Here is a 17,312-nt window from a genome sequence, read left to right as displayed (position 1 = left end):
CATTCATTATTTTTTATATGCGTCGTCGCTTCCGGTTATTTCGATAACTTTTGCTTTAGGTTCCAGCTTCTTTCTTAAAGTTTCACTATCGCTTATATTTGTCTCAATCTCCAACTCACAAATATTGCTATATTCTAAATTGTGTCCAAGCTCTATCGAAACAACGTTTATATCAAGTTTAGCTAAATGTTGTAACAAAGCGGCTAATGCACCCTTTTTATTTTGCAAAGATACAAGCAGTTTATATCTTGGCAATCTACTATTTGACCAAGCTATAAAAAGCATAGGCTCGCCCTGTTCTATCAGTTCAGCCGCTTTTTCACAAAGTTTATGATGAATTATAGCACTGTTTCCCTTTTTAAAAGCTACAATCTCATCTCCCATTTTGGGATTGCAGCAATAATCAAATTCAACAGAATTTATATTATAACTCGAATATATTATAAAATTATCTAAAAGCAGCTCTTTTAATTTTATAATTTTGGCACCGATAAATGGCAAAATCTTCTTTTTTTTCCTAAGTTGCGCCAAAAATCTGTTTTTAACATCTTTGAAAAAATTGATATCAACAGGTACTTTATAAATAGTCTGCAAAAGAGAATTTTCTTCAATCCACTTTATAATTTCCTCTTGAGATACCTTTAACTCACTAGCTAAGATATTTATAGCGCTTTTGGCATTTATCTCTTTGATTTTTTGTTTACAAGCTTGCCTCATCTGCTCTTTGGCTTTTGAAGTTTTTACCGCATCTATCCAACTGCATCTAAGTATAGGTTTATCTGCGGTTACGATTTTTACAATATCTCCATTTTTAAGTTCGGTTAAAAGCGTACTTTTTTGTTTGTTGATATAAACCTCTTTTGCTCTATGGCCTATATCAGAATGAATCGCGTAGGCAAAGTCGAGCGCAACCGCTCCTCTAGGAAGAGTAAAGAGATCTCCTTTTGGAGAAAAGACAGAAATATCTTCACTGAAAAGATCGTTTTTAACAAGCTCGTAAAACTCTTCTATATTGTCGTTTTGATACTGTAGATTTTCAAGCCATTTTAGATTTATACTATCAAGTCCCAGTTTATATTTCCAGTGTGCAGCCACACCGTACTCGGCGGTTTTATGCATATCGAACGTTCTTATTTGAACTTCAAAGATGGAAGTGTTGTCAAAAACTGTAGTATGAATCGTTTGGTATCCGTTATCTTTAGGTATGGCTATATAGTCTTTAAATCGCATTATAAGTGGTTTAAAGTTTAGATGAATAGCTCCTAAAGCTTTATAACAGTCTATTTTATGTTTTACTAAAACTCTAATAGCCAAAAGATCAAGAACCTCTTCTATCGAGATCCCTTTTCTTTGCATTTTAAGGTATATGGAGTAGTAGTGTTTGATTCTGCTGATAATGGTAAATTCATTATATCTAAAACCGTTTTTTACCATTATCTTCTTTACGTTATCTATAAAGTTATTAAGCTTTATTTGAAGTTCTTGCTTGTGAGATTTTAAAAAATCGTCTATCTTTTTATACTCTTTAGGAAAGATGTAATAAAAACTTAGATCTTCTAAAATATTTTTCAAAAAAGAGATCCCTAGCCTATGCGCTATAGGCGCGTAAACTACAAGCGTCTCTTCTGCTATTCTTTTTCGCTTCTTCTCATCAAGAGCATCTAATGTGAGCATATTGTGAAGTCTATCGCAAAGTTTTATAACTAAGACTCTTACATCTTTAATAGAAGCAAGTAGTATTTTTCTAAAACTTAAAGCCGATGTTATCAGTTTCTCGTTGGAATATGACGGGATCAGACTTTCACCGCGAATTTCGACGATCTTCGTAAGTCCCTCCACAAGCGTAGCCACATCTTCTCCAAAATTGCTTTTGATTTCATCTATGGTAACCGAAGTATCCTCTACCACATCATGGAGCAGTGAAGCTATAACCATAGTTTCATCATGAGAGATATAAGCAACGATTGCAGCTACCAAGATAGGATGAACCACATAGGGTTCACCACTTTTTCTATATTGGTCTTTGTGGGATTTGATTGCGAAGTTTAGAGCAAATTCTACTTTAGGATTTTTTTTTATAGTACCAAAGAGTATATTTTTGGCTTCTTCAATATCATGACACTCTTTAATCTTCTCGATAAATTTTTTCATAGATAAAAAACTTTTGCTTATCTATCATATCTCTCAACATCAATTTTTATCAAACCTTCAGCTATCTCCATAATAGCTACATCCGTATATTTTGTTTTTTTAATATCTACATTTACAAGCGGTTCAGCACCCAATGCAAGTTCATTAGCTCTTTTTGCAACAACTACCGACAAAAGGTATCTGTCAAAATTCACTCTCTCCAAAGCTTTTGCAGCAGCTTTTTCCAATCTCATTTATTCTCCTTTTAATTTAGTAAGTATAATCGTCAAGAGTAGTGTGGTAATAATAAAAATAAATTAACAAAAAAAGTTTCTTTTTCCCTTCCCTACTCATCTTATATTCACCACTCATCAACTCAATAACTTAACTATTTGTAACAATAGAAGCTTTTGAAAAATCCCCGTTGATTATGTTTAAAAGATTTCCTTTCTCAAACATATTGCACACTACAATAGGAAGAGAGTTATCTTTAGCTAAAGCGATTGCAGTATCATCCATAACTCTTATATTGTCATTCATCGCATCTTCATAAGTAAGTCTATCAAGTTTTTTAGCATCAGCAAATTTGTTAGGATCTTTGTCATATACGCCATCTACTTTGGTTGCTTTTATGATCATCTGAGCACCTATCTCTATGGCACGAAGAGTAGCCGCGGTGTCAGTAGTGAAAAAAGGGTTTCCAGTTCCCGCTGCGAATATTACAACCCTACCTTTTTCAAGGTGTCTTATGGCACGTCTAACTATGAAAGGCTCACAAATCTCTTCCATTTTTATCGCACTTTGTACTCTAACTTTTATCCCGTTATATTCCAAAGCCTCTTGCAAAGCAACAGCGTTAATCACAGTAGCGAGCATTCCCATATAGTCGCCGGAGGATCTTTTTATAATACCTTCCTTAGCAGCACTTACTCCTCTTATGATATTCCCGCCGCCAACGACTAATCCTACTTCGATCTCATTTTCAACCAAACTCTTTATTTCAGAAGCTATAAATTTTAATATTGAAGTATCTATACCGTAACCATTTTCTGATGCAAGCGCCTCGCCGGAGAATTTTACAAGAACTCTTTTACCCATTGCTTACCTCTATTTTTTGTTTGCCAATTTTACTTAAAAACTCTTTAGGAATTCATTAGAATAAGAGGTTAAAAAGTTTACTTGACTCTTATAAGTTCAAGAGGATTGATATGATATCTGTTTTTTGTAACTTCAAAAGTAAGTTTATTGTTGACTCTACCTATAACGTACCCTTTTTTAACTTTTTTACCTTTTTTGATAGTAGGAGCGATTTTGTCTATATGAGCATATATAGTATACAAACCGCCTTTATGTTTGATGATGATAACATTATTTAGATGTGGAGTTTTTTTAGCCAAAATCACCTTTCCATTTAAAACATTTTTTACTTTGGCGTTTGGTTTCAAAGGTTTTAGCTCGATAGATTCATTGAAAATTTTTATGTTGTATATTGGATCAACATATTTGCCATATTTTTTAGTTATAACAAATTTATCCAATGGAGGTATTGTTTTTGGACCTCTATATCTTATCGTTTTGACACTTTGATAAGAGTTTCCTATATTTCTTACTTTTACGCTATTTTGTTTACTTTTCTTAGCAACTTTACTTTTTTCCTCTTTTAAGATTTGAAGTCTATTTAAGGTAGCTCTTAAGCTTCTTTGCTCATTTAAAAGAGTATCTAGCGCTTTTTTATACTCTTTTTTCTTTTTTTTCAGACTCTTTAGTGATTTCTCTTTTTTACTTTTGAGACTTATTAGCTCTTTTCTTTTTTTATCGAGATTTTCTATCTCTTTTTGAAGTTCAGATATCTTTGTCTGCTCTTTTTCTAACAGTTTTTTTGTACTGTTATAGATACTTCCTATCTTTAATATCTTGTTTTTCTCACTTTTTTTGATAGCTTTTAACAGCTCCTCATTTAAAACATCTTCAAAATTTTTATTTTCTAAATTTTGTGTTATTAACGATTTTGAAAAATACTTAGCTATTAATAAAGTTAACTGCTCTTTCAAACTCTCTTGTTTTTTTATCAGCTCTTTTTCACTCTTTTGTATATTTTGCAATCTATCTTTGCTATCTTTGTAAAACTGTTCTTTCTCCTTTAACTCTTTTGTAAGTTCTATAAGTTTTTTTTCTATTTTTTGTAACTCATTTTGTTTTTTTCTTATCTCTTTTGCTATTTTGTCAAGTTTGGTATTTAAACCGATTATATTTTTCTCTTTTTTTTGAAGCTCTTTTTTAGAGTAGTAGATCTTTTTATCAATATCGCTTTTTGCATTTAAAGATAAAAAACAGAGAAAAATAGCAAAAACGGTTTTGAAAATCATTCCTTCACTTGCCTTATAGAAACAAAAATTACACTAAAAAGCGTTATGAAGAGTCCTACTACAACCAAAATAGCAGAGTCGTTCAACAGATTAGAAGAGTCAAAACTAAAATAGATCTCACCTATTAGATTTTGTAAAATATTTGAATTTAACAGATAGTAAAAGACTCCATATACGCTCACAACACTTAGTATCGTATCGATTATGGCTAGTCTTATCAAAACGCCGCTTCTCATCCAAAGAGGCGCTCCAAAAAGCTCCATTATATACATTCGCTCTTTATGCTCCAAATACCAAACCTGAATCTGTTTCAAAATCAGCAAAAAACTTATTATAGCAATAATCCCCATAAAAATCTTCGATATCTGTTTTAACACTATCAAAAGAGTATATATTTTAGTATGAGATTTGGAAAAAGTTTCCACTCTCTCAACTCCGTCAACTCTTTTTAATCGCTCTTTAATACTTTTTAACTCTTTTGATGAGGGAAAATGTTCCAACTTTACCTTGTAAAATTTAGGCAAAAATGTTCTTAGCTCTTCAATATCTATAGATATATCATCTTTTTGAAGTCTATCTATCATAAATTTTGGATCAATTATTTCAAGATTTGCCAAATCAACATATGAACTTACATCTTCGTTTTTAATGTCTTTGTTTGCAACTAGCAAAATCGTATAATCGTCTCTTAAGTTGTTCTCATAACTTTTTATGACTCTATCTAATATCACGTAAAATTCGATTGCAAAAAATATAGAAAAAAGCGGGATTATCAAAGATAGATGATTTTTAAGAGATTTCATAAACAGTACCGTCCTCGATATGGAAATGTTTGAAATTTACATGAAACTGAGAAGGAATGTGATGCGTAACTACCACAACGGTAGTGCCTAGCTGTTCATTTGCCCCAACAAGAAGATTCCAAATCAGGTTGGATGAGTAATCGTCTAGATTACCGGTTGGTTCATCGGCGAGAATGATAACAGGATTATGTGCAAGAGCTCTTGCCATTGCTACTCTTTGCTGCTCTCCTCCGCTAAGTTCCAAAGGATATTTGTCGGCTTTGTTTGAGAGTTTTACATGTTTTAAAAGCTTTTTAGTCTGATTTTCGCAAACCTCTTTTGAATATCCTGCTATCAAAAGAGGCAGCATTACATTTTTTTTAACACTCCATTCGTTTATGAGTTTATAATCTTGAAAAATTATCCCTAAATATTTTCTCAAAAAACTAAGTTTCGATTTTTTGATATTATGCAGTTCAACCCCGCCTATAATCAATTCTCCTTTAAGTGGCTTCAGTGCTCCATAAAAAGATTTTATAAGCGTAGATTTTCCGCTTCCGCTTGGTCCCGTTATAAAAATAAAACTTCCGCTCTCTATACTAAAACTGCTATTTTTTATAACCGGTTCATCCTTTTTGTATGCCAGCGTCAAATCTTCCGCTACTATAACCTTATTTGCCATGTAACAACTCTTCTATTTTTTTGTGAGCCTCGATATTTGCTTTTGACAAAACCGGTTTTTTTGAAAAATAGGATGCATTTTTACCCTCTATCAATATATATTTATGCTCAGGTCTGTCAAAATTTCCAAAAGATAATCTCAGCAATATTCTGTTTTCGTCGATTTTATAAACTCTCTCAAAATGGACAAAATAGTCCTCGAAAACTTTCGGTTTGCTGTCAAAATTTTTTATGATTTTTTCTATATCAAACTCTTTTTCAAAATCAAAGCCAAAACTTATCTTCAATGGTGCTGATTTTTCTAGATTTACCATTCTTATATCGTAAATATCTTTTTGCAATCTTCTCCATCTATCTTCATACTTGCTAGTAATTGGAGGCTTAATATTTTTCGTTACTTCCAATTTGACTCTGTTTTGTTCCAAAAAGAGCTCCAAAGAGTAGTCAAAATAGTTTTTACTATCTGTTCTAAGTTCTAAAACTCCTCCAACTTTTAAAACTCTTTTTGCCTCTTGGATAAACTTTTTTGATATAACTCTTCTATGAGGCTTTTTGTCCCATGGAACCGGAAAATGAACAAAAATTTTGCCAACTATGTTTGAGGGGACAAACTCTAAAAATAGTCTTGCGTCATAATCTATGATATAAAGATTTTCAAGTTTTTGGATCTCTATCTGTTTTAAAACTTGTTCTATCGAGGGTCTATGTATCTCTATCCCTATAAAAAGAGTGTCCGGATTGTTTTTAGCCTGATATAGAAGATACCTTCCACTTCCAAAACCTATCTCTATCCAAACCTCTCTATTTTTTGGAAAGTTATCTGCAAAGAACTCTATTGTTTTTAGAAACTCTTCGCTCTTTTTAAGATGTCTGTCGCTAATTTGAGATATGTTGGTTCTTATAACGTCACATTCGGCAAGTTCGCAAAAGTTTTTAAGAGCTTTTTTGACTACCGTCGTAGGAGAAAGTCTAGTAACTTTATCGCTTTTTATAACGGTTTCTCCTCTTTTATTATCTTTCAAGGTAATCAAAAAGGGAGTCTTTTCGTAAATTGCTCCTACTAGTTTCTCTTTTGCGTTTATTAAAGGCTCTGCGAACCATAAAAAATCAAACTTCTCTTTTTTAACGGGTACTGTAAACCTTTTATAATCTTTTACTACTATATGAGGCATATCTTACTTTTTTATATAGATCTCAACCTCTTCCGAAGGCTTCGAAATTATACCGTATCTATCAACGGCATATATTATATATGTATATTTTACGTTCGGAATGATAGAACTATCTTTAAAAGTAGTATTTTTTATATTTTTATATTTATACTCTTTAGAGTTTAAAAAGCCCTGCTTTTCTATCTTAACAACCATATAACTTACCGCTCTATCATCTCTTGGATGCCATTTTATAATAACAGAATTGCCTTCTATATTGGAAGAGATTATTACAGGAGCCTCAGGTTTTGGAAGCGTTGAACCCATAACAGGTGTGTCTTGTTTAAAACTCTCTAGTCCATCTTTATCTACGGCCGTTACTTTATAAAACTTAACTACCCCGTCTTCTCCAATCATATCAGTATATTCATTCTTTTTAACTTTTGCATGGAGCGTGAAAAATAGATTAGATACCGAACTTCTGTAAACGTTATAATGGCTTATGTCTGATTCTGGGTTTTTCTTCCAACTAACTACTATTTTCTTTGGTAAATCGGTTGTAGCTTTTAAATCTTTAACAATCTTTGGCCTTGGCTTTGTAAAGGCTTTAACTACTTTACTAGGGGCCGATACGATACCGTCATAGGTTTTTACTTTAACTCTGTAAAAATATAAATGATTATCCTTTAGTCCTTTATCTATATATTCTGCTTGAAGCCTACCTTTTATCGTAGCTATCTTTTTCCAATCCCGATTATCCGGCTCGCTTCTTTCTACAATATACTCTTTTACTCTAGGGTTTGGATGAGGTCTCCAGATAATTTTCACTCTTCTTGGAAGATTGCTGATAGCTTCTATGAAACTAACAGACTCGATCAAAGGCAGAGTCTTTATCTTTACAACATCACTTGGAACGGATTCGCGTCCATCTTCGTCATAAGTCGACATTCTGTAAAAATACTGCGTATTAGGTTTTAGTCCGCTATCTACGTAATGTGAAGTAAATCTATCTTCTATAACGGCAACTCTTTTTAATTTAGCAGAATTTTGCGAACTTCTATATAGATAATACCCTTCAACTCTTTCATCATATACAGGAGTCCACTCAAAAGCTACACTTGTAATATCAGCTATAACTCTAATCTCTTGAACTTTTGGTAAAGTCGTATCAATCTTTGGTTTTTGACTTACTCTTGGCTGTTTAGCACAACCGCTAAGAAACAAAATCAAAAAGCCTATCAAACTTATCAGGTAATATTTTCTCATCTGTTTTCCCCCAATCATATCTTTTTTTCAAATACTGACTCATATCTTCAGGCAAAGGAGCCACAAACTTTATCTCTTTCTTGTATCTTGGATGAATAAGATAAAGTATATAAGCGTGTAAAAAAACCCTCTCTATTTTAGCACTTCGGCTCTTAAAACCGTATAAACTATCGCCAAGTATGTGTCTACCTATCGCATTTAGATGAACTCTTATCTGATGCGTTCTTCCGGTAAAAAGTTTTGCGCCTATAAGTTCAGTTGTTCCATCTAGACTCTCTTCTATTTTGACAAAAGCTGTTTTTGCGTATCTGCCACCGGCAATAACGGCCATTTTCAGTCTATTTTTAGGATTTCTTGCAATCTCTTTTTCAACTATTGTATTCTCTTTCAAAGGAGGCTCTATAATAGCAAGATAATATCTTCCCATACTCTTGTCTTGAAGCTGATTTGACAAAAACTTATGAGATTCATTATTTTTTGCTACAACCATCAAACCGCTTGTCTCTTTATCTAGTCTATGAACTATTCCGTGTCTCTCTTCGCCGGCTATAGTAGATAAAGAGACTCCCCTCTTTTTAAGCCAATCCACTACTGTAGCCTCTTTTACGCTAGAAGCGGGATGAACGGTTATGCCGCTTGGCTTATTCAAAACTACAATATCCTCATCTTCATGAATCACTTCTATATCAAAATCTACTTTAACGGGTTCACTCTTTTGCATATCTGGAAACCGGATATCAATCAAATCGCTTTTTTTGAGTTTAAAACCAGCTTTTTTGACCTCTTTTTCATTTACTTTTACATAACCTTTCTTTATTAAAGACTCTATTTGGTTTCTAGATACCTGAAAATATTCAACCAAAAATTTATCTAATCTCTCCTCTTTATCGACAACTATTTTTTCATTCATAGAAACAAAACCTCTTTTACTTGATATAATTTTACATATTTTTATCAGGAAAAATAATGAGACTTATGATAGATAGACGAATAATAACACATTTTGATTTTATTTTGATACTTTTAATTATCCCTATCGTTGCAATCTCTTTCTCCCTTATCTCAGAAATAGATCCTTTGCTTTCAAAAAAACAGATAGTTTATATATCTGTAGGGGTCGGAGCATTTATTGTTTTTTTTCTCACTCCTCTTAGAGAGTACAAATGGCTTATCCCTACCATATACTGGATCAATATAGCTCTTCTTATAAGTGTGGATCTTTTCGGTGTTAGTAAACTTGGAGCACAAAGATGGTTGGAGCTGCCTTTCATTCACTTTACAATCCAACCTTCGGAGATCTTCAAACCGGCATTTATTTTGATGTTAGCTTACCTTATACAAGAAAATCCTCCACCAAAAAGCGGCTATGGATGGAAAGAGTTTTTAAAAATCTCCTTTTACATACTTTTACCTTTCATACTCATAGCCAAAGAGCCGGATCTGGGTACTGCTTTGATACTACTTATCATAGGATACGGCGTACTTTTCGTAATAGGAGTAAACTGGAAAATTTGGACTACAATCACTATCTTTTTAGCTATTTTTACTCCTATATCTTACAAATATCTTCTACACGATTATCAAAAAAAGAGGATTCACGACTTTTTAAGCGAAAAACCTAGCTACCATGTGCAGCAATCCATCATAGCCATAGGTTCGGGAGGACTAACCGGAAAAGAGAAAGATGAAGCCACTCAAACTCAACTAAAATTTTTACCTATAGCCTCTAGCGATTTTATTTTTGCCTATTACGTAGAAAGATATGGATTTTTCGGAGCACTATTTTTAGTTTTTTTATATGCCCTTTTGATTATACATATACTTAGTCTAAACTATAAACTAAAAGGAGACTATTTTACACAAGTTGTAGCAACTAGCATCGCTCTTTTACTTTTTATGTATATGAGCGTAAATATAGCTATGACCATAGGACTAGCCCCTGTGGTCGGAGTACCACTTCCTCTTTTTAGTTATGGTGGGAGCAGTTTTGTAAATTTTATGATCTTATTTGGGATTTTGGAACATCTACTTGCATTTCGTTTTAATTTTTTGTATAATTCCACCCGTACTTGATTAAGAGCTTCGGGCTCGTAGCTCAGTTGGTTAGAGCAACCGGCTCGTCCGAGGAACAAAGCGACGACAACCCCACAAGAATGTTCGGTGGGCTCGTAGCTCAGTTGGTTAGAGCAACCGGCTCATAACCGGTTGGTCGCAGGTTCGAGTCCTGCCGAGCCCACCGAGCATTCTTTTTGTTTTTCTCAAAAATACCTCAAATCCCTAAAATCGACAAAAACAAGACAAAAGCCTTCTCAGCAATACTCAAAAAACACTACCCGTACTCATTGCAATTTGAGTATGTTATTGAGTATAATCATTCATTACTCAATAAGCATCATTTTTATACTCAATAAAAGAGGTTCAAAATGTGCAGAATCGCAACTCCTCTAAGCGATAGAAAAATTAAAATTTCAAAGCCTAAAGACAAAATATACAGATTAAGCGATAGCAACGGTTTACTACTGGAAATAAAACCCAATGACAGCAAAATATGGAGAGTAAGATACACATTAATTAGTCCCTCCTAAAAGCCTTAAAAAGCTCTAATTTAAGGGCATCTGAGGTAGTAAAAAGGTATAATTTTCAACTAATAAACTATAAAGATAGAGGAAACTTCTAGTCGAGATGGATGAAAAAATGCTTGCTAAATCTACTATTAAATCAAACCAACCAAATCTCTTTTATCCATCTTTAAGAGAATATGCTTGATAGTAACGATCCGCTTATTGCTTTGGCAGATACAATAGATTGAACTGTTTTTGGAAAAGAGTTTGAAAAATACTACAGTAACGAGGGAAGACCTATCCTAACCCCACCCAACTGCACAGGATATAATACATAAAGAGTAAGAAACAAAAGGGTCAACAAAAATGGAGAAATTAAATAAAAATCAAGAAGAGATAAAGCGTTTTACAGCAAAAAAGAAAGCTTCCATCGTTATGGATATTTTTCAAGGAAAAACAACAGTAACTGAAGTTGCGAGAAAGTATGATTTGACGCCTGGGGAAATAGAGGAGTGGATGGAAGATGCACGCAGAGATATGGAGAATCAGCTTCGTGCCAGACCTAAAGATATTGCTGCTATATATGAAGAGAAGATAAAAGATATGAAGGCAGTCATCGGTGAATTGACATTGGAGAATATCGCATTAAAAAAGTACGACGCTCTGTTCGGAAAAGAGAAGAAGTGATGCAAGTTCAGAGCGAGATGAGAAGTGAAGGTTACTCAATCAGCATCACAAAGCTTTGTTCTCTTTTTGAACTTCCATGCAGGAGCTTTTATTATAAACCAATTAAAAGAATGCAAAAACTAGATGAAGGGCGTGTTAAAAAAGTCAAAGAGATGATTGAAAAGTTTCCAACGTATGGCTATCGTCGTTTAGCTTTGCTGCTTGGAATGAACAAAAAAGCAGTGCAGTGCATTCTGCAACTAAAAAGTTGGCAGGTAAGAAAGCGTTCCAAAGGGCATAGGCCAAGAGCCAAAATGATGCCTTCACGTTCACACTATCCCAATCAAAGATGGGCAATCGATATGACCCGCATCTACAGTATCAATGATGGCTGGAGTACTTTAGCTTGCATGATTGATACTTGTACCTGTGAAATCGTTGGATGGAGACTCTCAAAAAGCGGTAAAGCAAACACAGCAGAGGCAGCTTTGCAAGAAGATCTAATCTACCGTTTCGGAAGACTCCAGCGATTGAAAGAGCCCATTGTATTACGAAGCGACAATGATCTAGTTTTTAGCAGCAAATCATTCACCAAAACAATCAAAGATTATAATTTTACTCAGGAATTTATTACTCCCTACACTCCTGAACAAAATGGTATGATTGAAAGGTTCTTCCGAACCATCAAGGAAGAGTGTATCTGGCACTATAACTTCAAATCACTCAAGGAGGCTAATAAAATTATTGGGATAATGTCAAGAAAAATTCGCAATTTTCCTTCCCAGCAAGTTATATTTGGGAGTGTAAAAATAACTGTGTAAATCCTTATAAAAAGATTAGATAAAATTAAAGAATAAAAAGGATTTACACAATGAGGTATATCAATACAGAAGAGGTAAAAAAAGCTATCAAAGAGGGAAAGGGGATAGATATTGATGAGATCTTGGAAGAATTCAAAGGTCTTTTAAAAGAGGTTTATCAGACTGCTACAGAAGTAGAGTTAACTGAGCATTTAGGATATGAGAAGCATCAAGTTTCAGATAATCCAAATTATCGTAATGGATACAGTGAAAAAACTTTAAAGTCCAAATATGGGGATATAGAGGTTAAGATACCAAGAGACAGAAACGCTACCTTCGAACCAAAGCTTATCAAGAAGCGACAGACTCTCATAAAGGGGACAGAAGATTTAATTTTGTCTTTATATGCAAAAGGGATGAGTGAACAGATTTCAACACCATCTTGATGATTTATATGGGTATGAACTTTCTATTCAGACAATTTCCAATATAACAGAAGCAATAATAGATAAGGCAAAAGAGTGGCATAGTCGTCCGCTAGAGGCAATATATCCGATAATATTTATGGATGCTACAGTTTTAAAAATAAGAGTGGATAGAGTAGTTAAAAATATTGCTGCATATATAATGCTAGGCATAACTCTTGAAGGGAAAAAAGATATTCTTGGTATATGGATAGGTGAAAATGAAAGTTCTAAACAGTGGTTAACACTTTTAAATGAGATAAAAAACAGAGGTGTTGAAGATGTATTGATATTTGCAATAGACGGACTAAATGGATTTAAAGAGGCTATAGAGGCAGTTTATCCAAAGGCAGAAATTCAAAGATGTATTGTACACCAGATCAGAAATAGCCTAAAATTTGTATCTTGGAAAGATAGAAAAGAGGTAGCTAAAGATTTAAAGAGTATCTACACTTCATCAACCGAAGAAGAAGCAGAGCTTGCTCTTACAAATTTTAATGACAAATGGGGTCAAAAATATCCCCATATTACCCAGTCTTGGCAATCTAACTGGAATGAGCTATCTACATTTTTTAAATATCCCCAAGCTATAAGAAAACTGATTTATACGACAAATCCCATAGAATCGATAAATTCAAATATTAAAAAAAGAACAAAGTCTGTGGGTTCTTTTCCAACCATCGATTCAGCTTTTAAGCTTCTTTATCTTGCCACACAGGAGGTACAGCACAAATGGAGTAATACAAAAATCAGAAGCTGGAGTGAAATCTATCCTCAGCTTTGTATATTTTTCAGTGAAATTATGCAAAAATATACACGCTAAGGTTTTAAGGGCTTTAGGTGGTTTACACAGTTTATTTTACAGTCCCTTATATTTCATTGCATATCAAGCAGCTTTAAGCTGCGCTTCATAGATTTCCATCACCTCTTGAAGCTTTTGTGGATGAATATAACTTCTCTCAATCTCCCAGTCTTCAGTGTACTCCATCAAGTATGTGGTAATGAGTCTAATATAGGACTCTCTTGATGGAAAAACAGATACTACTTTAGAGCGTCTTCTAATCTCCTTGTTGATTCTTTCTAACACATTTGTCGAACTTATCCTCCTTTTATCAATTTGCGGGAAGTGATAAAACTGCAAAGAGTCTTCCAATCCATTTTGAAGCACTTGGGTAGCTTCAGGGAATTTTTTGCGAAACTCCTCTATAATCATCTGTGCTATTATGAATGCATCTTTTTTGCCCTCTTGTAGCCAAATAGTTTTAAGTTTGGCTGCAAATTTCTCTTTTGCTTTAGGTGGAACATGAGCCAGGATATTACGCATAAAATGGACTTTACACCGTTGCCATGATGCGCCAATAAAACTCTCTTTGAAAGCCTTTTGAATCCCTAAATGTACATCACTAATAAGCAAAGCAATCTTTTGTAATCCTCTTTCTTTGAGTCTCTCAAAGAAATTTCTCCAAGTCTCATAAGACTCATTGATAAATGGCTCTATGGCTAATACTTCTCTTTTGCCTTCTAGTGTTACACCATAAGCTATCATAATAGCGGTAGATACCACTCTTCCTTCATAGTCTCTCACTTTCTCATACAAAGCGTCAACCCTTGCGTTGGGATACTCTTTTTCCAAAGAACGGTTGCGAAACTTTTCAACTTGCTCGTCCAATCCCTTATTGATTTGTGATACCTGCGAAGCACTGATATTCTCGATTCCAAGCTCTTTTGCAAGGCGCTCTATCTTTCTTGTTGATATTCCATTGACGTATGCCTCTTTCACCATCGAAATCAGAGCCTGTTCACTTCTTCTCTTTTCGGTGATGAAAAAGGGAATGTAGCCACCTTTTCTTATCTTTGGAATCATAAGATAAACTGTCCCTAGTCTCGTATCGAACCTTCTTGGTCTATAACCACTGAAATAGCTTTTTCTCTCACTATTATGCTCACCTTTTTTAGCTCCAACTTTCATCTCGGACTCAATCTTCATCAACTGTTCCATCATCCATTTCATCATTGATAAAAGTGGATCTTCATCAACTACAAACTGTGTCATTATCTCTTTGAATATTTTTGTTTCATCTATTTTTTTGCTATTATTTCTTTTAGATTGGTTTCCTCCTGCTTGCTTTATTCCTCACTGGGAAGTCTATCCAACTCTTTTGAAGATTTCAAAATCTAAAAAAGAGTCTTCAAGTGAAATTGCGAACTTTAGTGTACACTGTCATTATTGGAGAATGGATCAATTTTTACAATCAAAAACGAAAGCATTCAGCGCTGCAGTACCAAACGCCTGCAGAAGTGTTTCGTTTAGTAGCTTAGGTGTGCAGGAAGAAAGGGGTCATTACATTTTTTTACAAAATATTAAATTATTGCGAATTACAACTTTACAAGTGCAAAAAGCAAAACTAATCTATTTGTATTTACTTGGAGTAAAAGTTGGGCTTTGGTATGAAAATTGAAGAAAAATGAGCGTTTTTCATGGAGGACTAATTATTAGATTTTGTTGTCTGAAATTTTAGGGGCATTCTAAACATTTCAGAATTTCTTTAAATTTTCTCTCTGAAATATGCGCATTTTTTATATATCTATTTTTGCCCTTCATATCGATATAGTTTAGCATATTTTTATTGCTAAACTAGTCTTGACCCTAAAAAAAATTTAAGGCATATCTAAATATTTTATAAGCGCATATCCTCTCTGTTTTATATCGGGAAAAGTCAAAACTCTGCTTCCACCGTATTTGAGCATATAGATATTAACGTGATCTTTGCTTTTTAGTGGAATGAGATCATCTCCTTTAGGTCCGGATAGTCTGCTACCAAAAATATAATAAGCTTTTTTTGCATCTATCCACTCTCCAGTTAAATAATCTTTTACTAAAAGTTTCTTAAAATCCTTCTCCTCTTTAACTTTATATTCAGGATAGTCAAAAGGTCTAAAGTAGAAATCAAACATCGCTTTAGGACAGCTAAAAACCACCTCTTTATCGCTGCTTAGAATGATTTTTGCATTAAATTTCGGATATTTTGTTACATCAAGCATATAGACTGGATCTAAATTTTTTGGCGGCACAATTTCTTTGTCTTTGTTAGGGTCTTTTTGAGGCGATGCAAAAGTAAATAGAGCAATTACACTCAATAAAAACAGTTTTCTCATTTTAGCGTCCTCCTAAAGCAGATCTTTTTTTATAAAATAGAGATATCCTAAATAAGCAAAAATCACTCCCAAACCAAGAGGATAAAGTATAGAATAAGTAATAAAGAGTTTATGACCGAAAGTATCAAGTAAAAAGTATGCTACAGGTCCCATAACCGTAAGTTCAGGATCGAACAAAGATATGGCTCCGACTCTGAAAACCTCCATAGGATTAAAAAGAGCTAAAGATATGATAAACTCATCGTTCCATCTGTTTTGAAGCATAAGTCCTATTAAAGCGATATCTAAAAAAGCAAGCAGTATTATCCAAACTACAAAAGAGGCTCCTAAAGCTACATCGTGTGATTTTACCACAGTAGATATAAAAAAAGCTATCCCTAAAAATACCGCACACATAGAAAACAAAAGCGCACTATAGATAAATAGCATCTTCCAAGGAAGTTCACCGCCTTTGAAAACTCCCCACATCACACCTAAAACTAGAGCTAAGATTATCGGAAAAAAAACTATAAAAAAACGGCCCAACATCTTACCCCAGTAATAATCTCTAAGCGAAACAGCAAAAGATAGCATATACTCTAAAATCGCACTCTCTCTATCTCCAGAAATCGATTTTACCGTTGTGATTAGTATAAAAATAGGAAGTATAACTATAGTTACTTGCATATATACTAAAAGAAGCCTACTAAGACCTGTAAAACCCATTACGACTGAATCAGTAATTCCTGTTACGAAAAAAAGTGCCATCAATCCGCCAAAGACAAGAAGATAGACAAAAAACCATTTAGACCTCATCGATTCTCTAATATCCAGTTTTGCAATCAAAAAAAGATTTTTCATCATCTTCCTATCTTTATAACTCTTCTTTTTACTTCTTCATAATCTATAATCTCTTTATTTTCTGGTTTTTCATTCTCATTAAATGCCGCAAAACCATAACCCATAGGGGTGATACTATCAGTTGTATATTTTGCTTTTTTAGCATCAATCCATTTTCCACTTTTTGCGTCTTTTATCCAGATTTTTTTAAATCTTATCTCAGGATGTTCCTTATTTTGCCAAAGTATCAAACATCCTATATCATCAAATCTGTAAACTTTTCCATCTTCTCCTATAGCCTCCACGGCAAACTTTCTATCGCTTATAGCCATCTTACATCGTTCACACATATCTCTATCCCAGTGCAGCTTAGGAGGCTCTTTGGTATAATCTTTCTTTTCGCAACCAGTTAAAAAAAGAGTGAAAATTATCAATAGATTAAAAAAAAATATCTTTTTCAGCCTCATTTT

The 17,312-nt window shown here is 33.7% G+C and carries 17 protein-coding genes, 1 tRNA gene and 2 pseudogenes; 7 read left to right on the top strand and 13 right to left on the bottom strand.

Annotated elements, in window-relative coordinates:
- Window positions 1-6: 6 nt before the first annotated feature.
- From NIL_RS04000 to NIL_RS03960, 9 genes are all read right to left on the bottom strand, one after another.
- Window positions 7-2,151 carry a RelA/SpoT family protein gene (locus tag NIL_RS04000; RefSeq protein ID WP_187648323.1) on the bottom strand — a complete coding sequence of 715 codons (2,145 nt, stop codon included), beginning with the start codon at window positions 2,149-2,151 and terminating at the stop codon, window positions 7-9.
- A 17-nt stretch (window positions 2,152-2,168) separates the two neighbouring features.
- Window positions 2,169-2,384, bottom strand: a complete 216-nt coding sequence (locus tag NIL_RS03995; RefSeq protein ID WP_187648322.1) for a DNA-directed RNA polymerase subunit omega — start codon at window positions 2,382-2,384, stop codon at window positions 2,169-2,171.
- A gap of 130 nt (window positions 2,385-2,514) precedes the next feature.
- On the bottom strand, window positions 2,515-3,228 hold the full coding sequence (pyrH, locus tag NIL_RS03990; RefSeq protein WP_187648321.1) for a UMP kinase: 714 nt from the start codon (window positions 3,226-3,228) through the stop codon (window positions 2,515-2,517).
- Between the two features lie 77 nt (window positions 3,229-3,305).
- Window positions 3,306-4,496 carry a murein hydrolase activator EnvC family protein gene (locus NIL_RS03985; RefSeq protein ID WP_187648320.1) on the bottom strand — a complete coding sequence of 397 codons (1,191 nt, stop codon included), beginning with the start codon at window positions 4,494-4,496 and terminating at the stop codon, window positions 3,306-3,308.
- Window positions 4,493-5,299, bottom strand: coding sequence for an FtsX-like permease family protein (locus NIL_RS03980; RefSeq protein ID WP_187648319.1), 807 nt, complete (start codon window positions 5,297-5,299; stop codon window positions 4,493-4,495). The genes NIL_RS03985 and NIL_RS03980 overlap by 4 nt, the downstream gene beginning before the upstream one ends.
- A complete protein-coding gene (locus NIL_RS03975) occupies window positions 5,286-5,960 on the bottom strand; it encodes a cell division ATP-binding protein FtsE (protein ID WP_187648318.1) in 675 nt (224 codons plus the stop codon). Before NIL_RS03975 ends, NIL_RS03980 begins: the two co-directional genes overlap by 14 nt.
- Window positions 5,950-7,131: a tRNA (guanosine(46)-N7)-methyltransferase TrmB gene (gene trmB, locus NIL_RS03970; RefSeq protein WP_187648317.1), complete on the bottom strand. Its 1,182-nt coding sequence runs from the start codon at window positions 7,129-7,131 to the stop codon at window positions 5,950-5,952. The genes NIL_RS03975 and trmB overlap by 11 nt, the downstream gene beginning before the upstream one ends.
- Before the next feature lie 3 nt (window positions 7,132-7,134).
- The gene (locus NIL_RS03965; RefSeq protein ID WP_187648316.1) at window positions 7,135-8,376 is read right to left on the bottom strand and encodes a fibronectin type III domain-containing protein; all 1,242 of its coding nucleotides are present in this window, start codon (window positions 8,374-8,376) and stop codon (window positions 7,135-7,137) included.
- Window positions 8,324-9,286, bottom strand: coding sequence for an RluA family pseudouridine synthase (locus NIL_RS03960; protein ID WP_187648315.1), 963 nt, complete (start codon window positions 9,284-9,286; stop codon window positions 8,324-8,326). Before NIL_RS03960 ends, NIL_RS03965 begins: the two co-directional genes overlap by 53 nt.
- 56 nt (window positions 9,287-9,342) lie before the next feature.
- Here NIL_RS03960 and rodA point away from each other — a divergent pair, with 56 nt between their 5' ends.
- From rodA to NIL_RS03930, 6 genes and pseudogenes are all read left to right on the top strand, one after another.
- The gene (gene rodA / locus NIL_RS03955) at window positions 9,343-10,449 is read left to right on the top strand and encodes a rod shape-determining protein RodA (RefSeq protein ID WP_187648314.1); all 1,107 of its coding nucleotides are present in this window, start codon (window positions 9,343-9,345) and stop codon (window positions 10,447-10,449) included.
- A gap of 89 nt (window positions 10,450-10,538) precedes the next feature.
- Window positions 10,539-10,612 (top strand) — tRNA-Ile (locus NIL_RS03950).
- 187 nt (window positions 10,613-10,799) lie between these two features.
- Window positions 10,800-10,940, top strand: a pseudogene (locus NIL_RS03945) (integrase arm-type DNA-binding domain-containing protein); the annotation flags it as partial.
- Between the two features lie 363 nt (window positions 10,941-11,303).
- Entirely contained in the window at window positions 11,304-11,624 is a 321-nt protein-coding gene (locus NIL_RS03940) for a transposase (protein WP_187647193.1), read from the top strand.
- Window positions 11,624-12,424: a DDE-type integrase/transposase/recombinase gene (locus NIL_RS03935; RefSeq protein ID WP_246434476.1), complete on the top strand. Its 801-nt coding sequence runs from the start codon at window positions 11,624-11,626 to the stop codon at window positions 12,422-12,424. Before NIL_RS03940 ends, NIL_RS03935 begins: the two co-directional genes overlap by 1 nt.
- A gap of 50 nt (window positions 12,425-12,474) precedes the next feature.
- A pseudogene (locus NIL_RS03930) lies at window positions 12,475-13,690 on the top strand (IS256 family transposase).
- 63 nt (window positions 13,691-13,753) lie between these two features.
- Here the strand turns inward: NIL_RS03930 and NIL_RS03925 are convergent.
- Window positions 13,754-14,920 carry an IS256 family transposase gene (locus NIL_RS03925; RefSeq protein WP_187648311.1) on the bottom strand — a complete coding sequence of 389 codons (1,167 nt, stop codon included), beginning with the start codon at window positions 14,918-14,920 and terminating at the stop codon, window positions 13,754-13,756.
- Window positions 14,921-15,060: 140 nt separating this feature from the next.
- On the opposite strand from NIL_RS03925, the gene NIL_RS11115 reads away from it, so the two are divergent.
- On the top strand, window positions 15,061-15,186 hold the full coding sequence (locus tag NIL_RS11115) for an integrase core domain-containing protein (protein ID WP_187648310.1): 126 nt from the start codon (window positions 15,061-15,063) through the stop codon (window positions 15,184-15,186).
- A 339-nt stretch (window positions 15,187-15,525) separates the two neighbouring features.
- Here the strand turns inward: NIL_RS11115 and NIL_RS03915 are convergent, their stop codons facing one another.
- Genes NIL_RS03915 through NIL_RS03905 form a run of 3 tightly spaced genes read right to left on the bottom strand, consistent with a single transcriptional unit; the run spans window position 15,526 to window position 17,309 of the window.
- Window positions 15,526-16,023 (bottom strand): nitrous oxide reductase accessory protein NosL, encoded by a 498-nt coding sequence (locus NIL_RS03915; RefSeq protein ID WP_187648309.1) that lies wholly within the window; start codon window positions 16,021-16,023, stop codon window positions 15,526-15,528.
- A 12-nt stretch (window positions 16,024-16,035) separates the two neighbouring features.
- Window positions 16,036-16,863 carry an ABC transporter permease gene (locus NIL_RS03910; protein ID WP_187648308.1) on the bottom strand — a complete coding sequence of 276 codons (828 nt, stop codon included), beginning with the start codon at window positions 16,861-16,863 and terminating at the stop codon, window positions 16,036-16,038.
- Window positions 16,863-17,309, bottom strand: a complete 447-nt coding sequence (locus NIL_RS03905; protein WP_187648307.1) for a nitrous oxide reductase accessory protein NosL — start codon at window positions 17,307-17,309, stop codon at window positions 16,863-16,865. The genes NIL_RS03910 and NIL_RS03905 overlap by 1 nt, the downstream gene beginning before the upstream one ends.
- Window positions 17,310-17,312 lie beyond the last annotated feature (3 nt).

The organism is Nitrosophilus labii (assembly GCF_014466985.1).
Taxonomy (GTDB): domain Bacteria; phylum Campylobacterota; class Campylobacteria; order Campylobacterales; family Nitratiruptoraceae; genus Nitrosophilus_A; species Nitrosophilus_A labii.
Note: the sequence above shows the minus strand (reverse complement) of the source record. Positions and strands in the feature narration are given on the sequence as shown.

Bases quoted from the DNA above. Each gene is read 5' to 3' on its own strand.
- NIL_RS04000 (WP_187648323.1), bottom strand. From the start codon at position 2,151: ATGAAAAAATTTATCGAGAAGATTAAAGAGTGTCATGATATTGAAGAA.
- NIL_RS03995 (WP_187648322.1), bottom strand. From the start codon at position 2,384: ATGAGATTGGAAAAAGCTGCTGCAAAAGCTTTGGAGAGAGTGAATTTT.
- pyrH (WP_187648321.1), bottom strand. From the start codon at position 3,228: ATGGGTAAAAGAGTTCTTGTAAAATTCTCCGGCGAGGCGCTTGCATCA.
- NIL_RS03985 (WP_187648320.1), bottom strand. From the start codon at position 4,496: ATGATTTTCAAAACCGTTTTTGCTATTTTTCTCTGTTTTTTATCTTTA.
- NIL_RS03980 (WP_187648319.1), bottom strand. From the start codon at position 5,299: ATGAAATCTCTTAAAAATCATCTATCTTTGATAATCCCGCTTTTTTCT.
- NIL_RS03975 (WP_187648318.1), bottom strand. From the start codon at position 5,960: ATGGCAAATAAGGTTATAGTAGCGGAAGATTTGACGCTGGCATACAAA.
- trmB (WP_187648317.1), bottom strand. From the start codon at position 7,131: ATGCCTCATATAGTAGTAAAAGATTATAAAAGGTTTACAGTACCCGTT.
- NIL_RS03965 (WP_187648316.1), bottom strand. From the start codon at position 8,376: ATGAGAAAATATTACCTGATAAGTTTGATAGGCTTTTTGATTTTGTTT.
- NIL_RS03960 (WP_187648315.1), bottom strand. From the start codon at position 9,286: ATGAATGAAAAAATAGTTGTCGATAAAGAGGAGAGATTAGATAAATTT.
- rodA (WP_187648314.1), top strand. From the start codon at position 9,343: ATGAGACTTATGATAGATAGACGAATAATAACACATTTTGATTTTATT.
- NIL_RS03940 (WP_187647193.1), top strand. From the start codon at position 11,304: ATGGAGAAATTAAATAAAAATCAAGAAGAGATAAAGCGTTTTACAGCA.
- NIL_RS03935 (WP_246434476.1), top strand. From the start codon at position 11,624: ATGCAAGTTCAGAGCGAGATGAGAAGTGAAGGTTACTCAATCAGCATC.
- NIL_RS03925 (WP_187648311.1), bottom strand. From the start codon at position 14,920: ATGACACAGTTTGTAGTTGATGAAGATCCACTTTTATCAATGATGAAA.
- NIL_RS03915 (WP_187648309.1), bottom strand. From the start codon at position 16,023: ATGAGAAAACTGTTTTTATTGAGTGTAATTGCTCTATTTACTTTTGCA.
- NIL_RS03910 (WP_187648308.1), bottom strand. From the start codon at position 16,863: ATGAAAAATCTTTTTTTGATTGCAAAACTGGATATTAGAGAATCGATG.
- NIL_RS03905 (WP_187648307.1), bottom strand. From the start codon at position 17,309: ATGAGGCTGAAAAAGATATTTTTTTTTAATCTATTGATAATTTTCACT.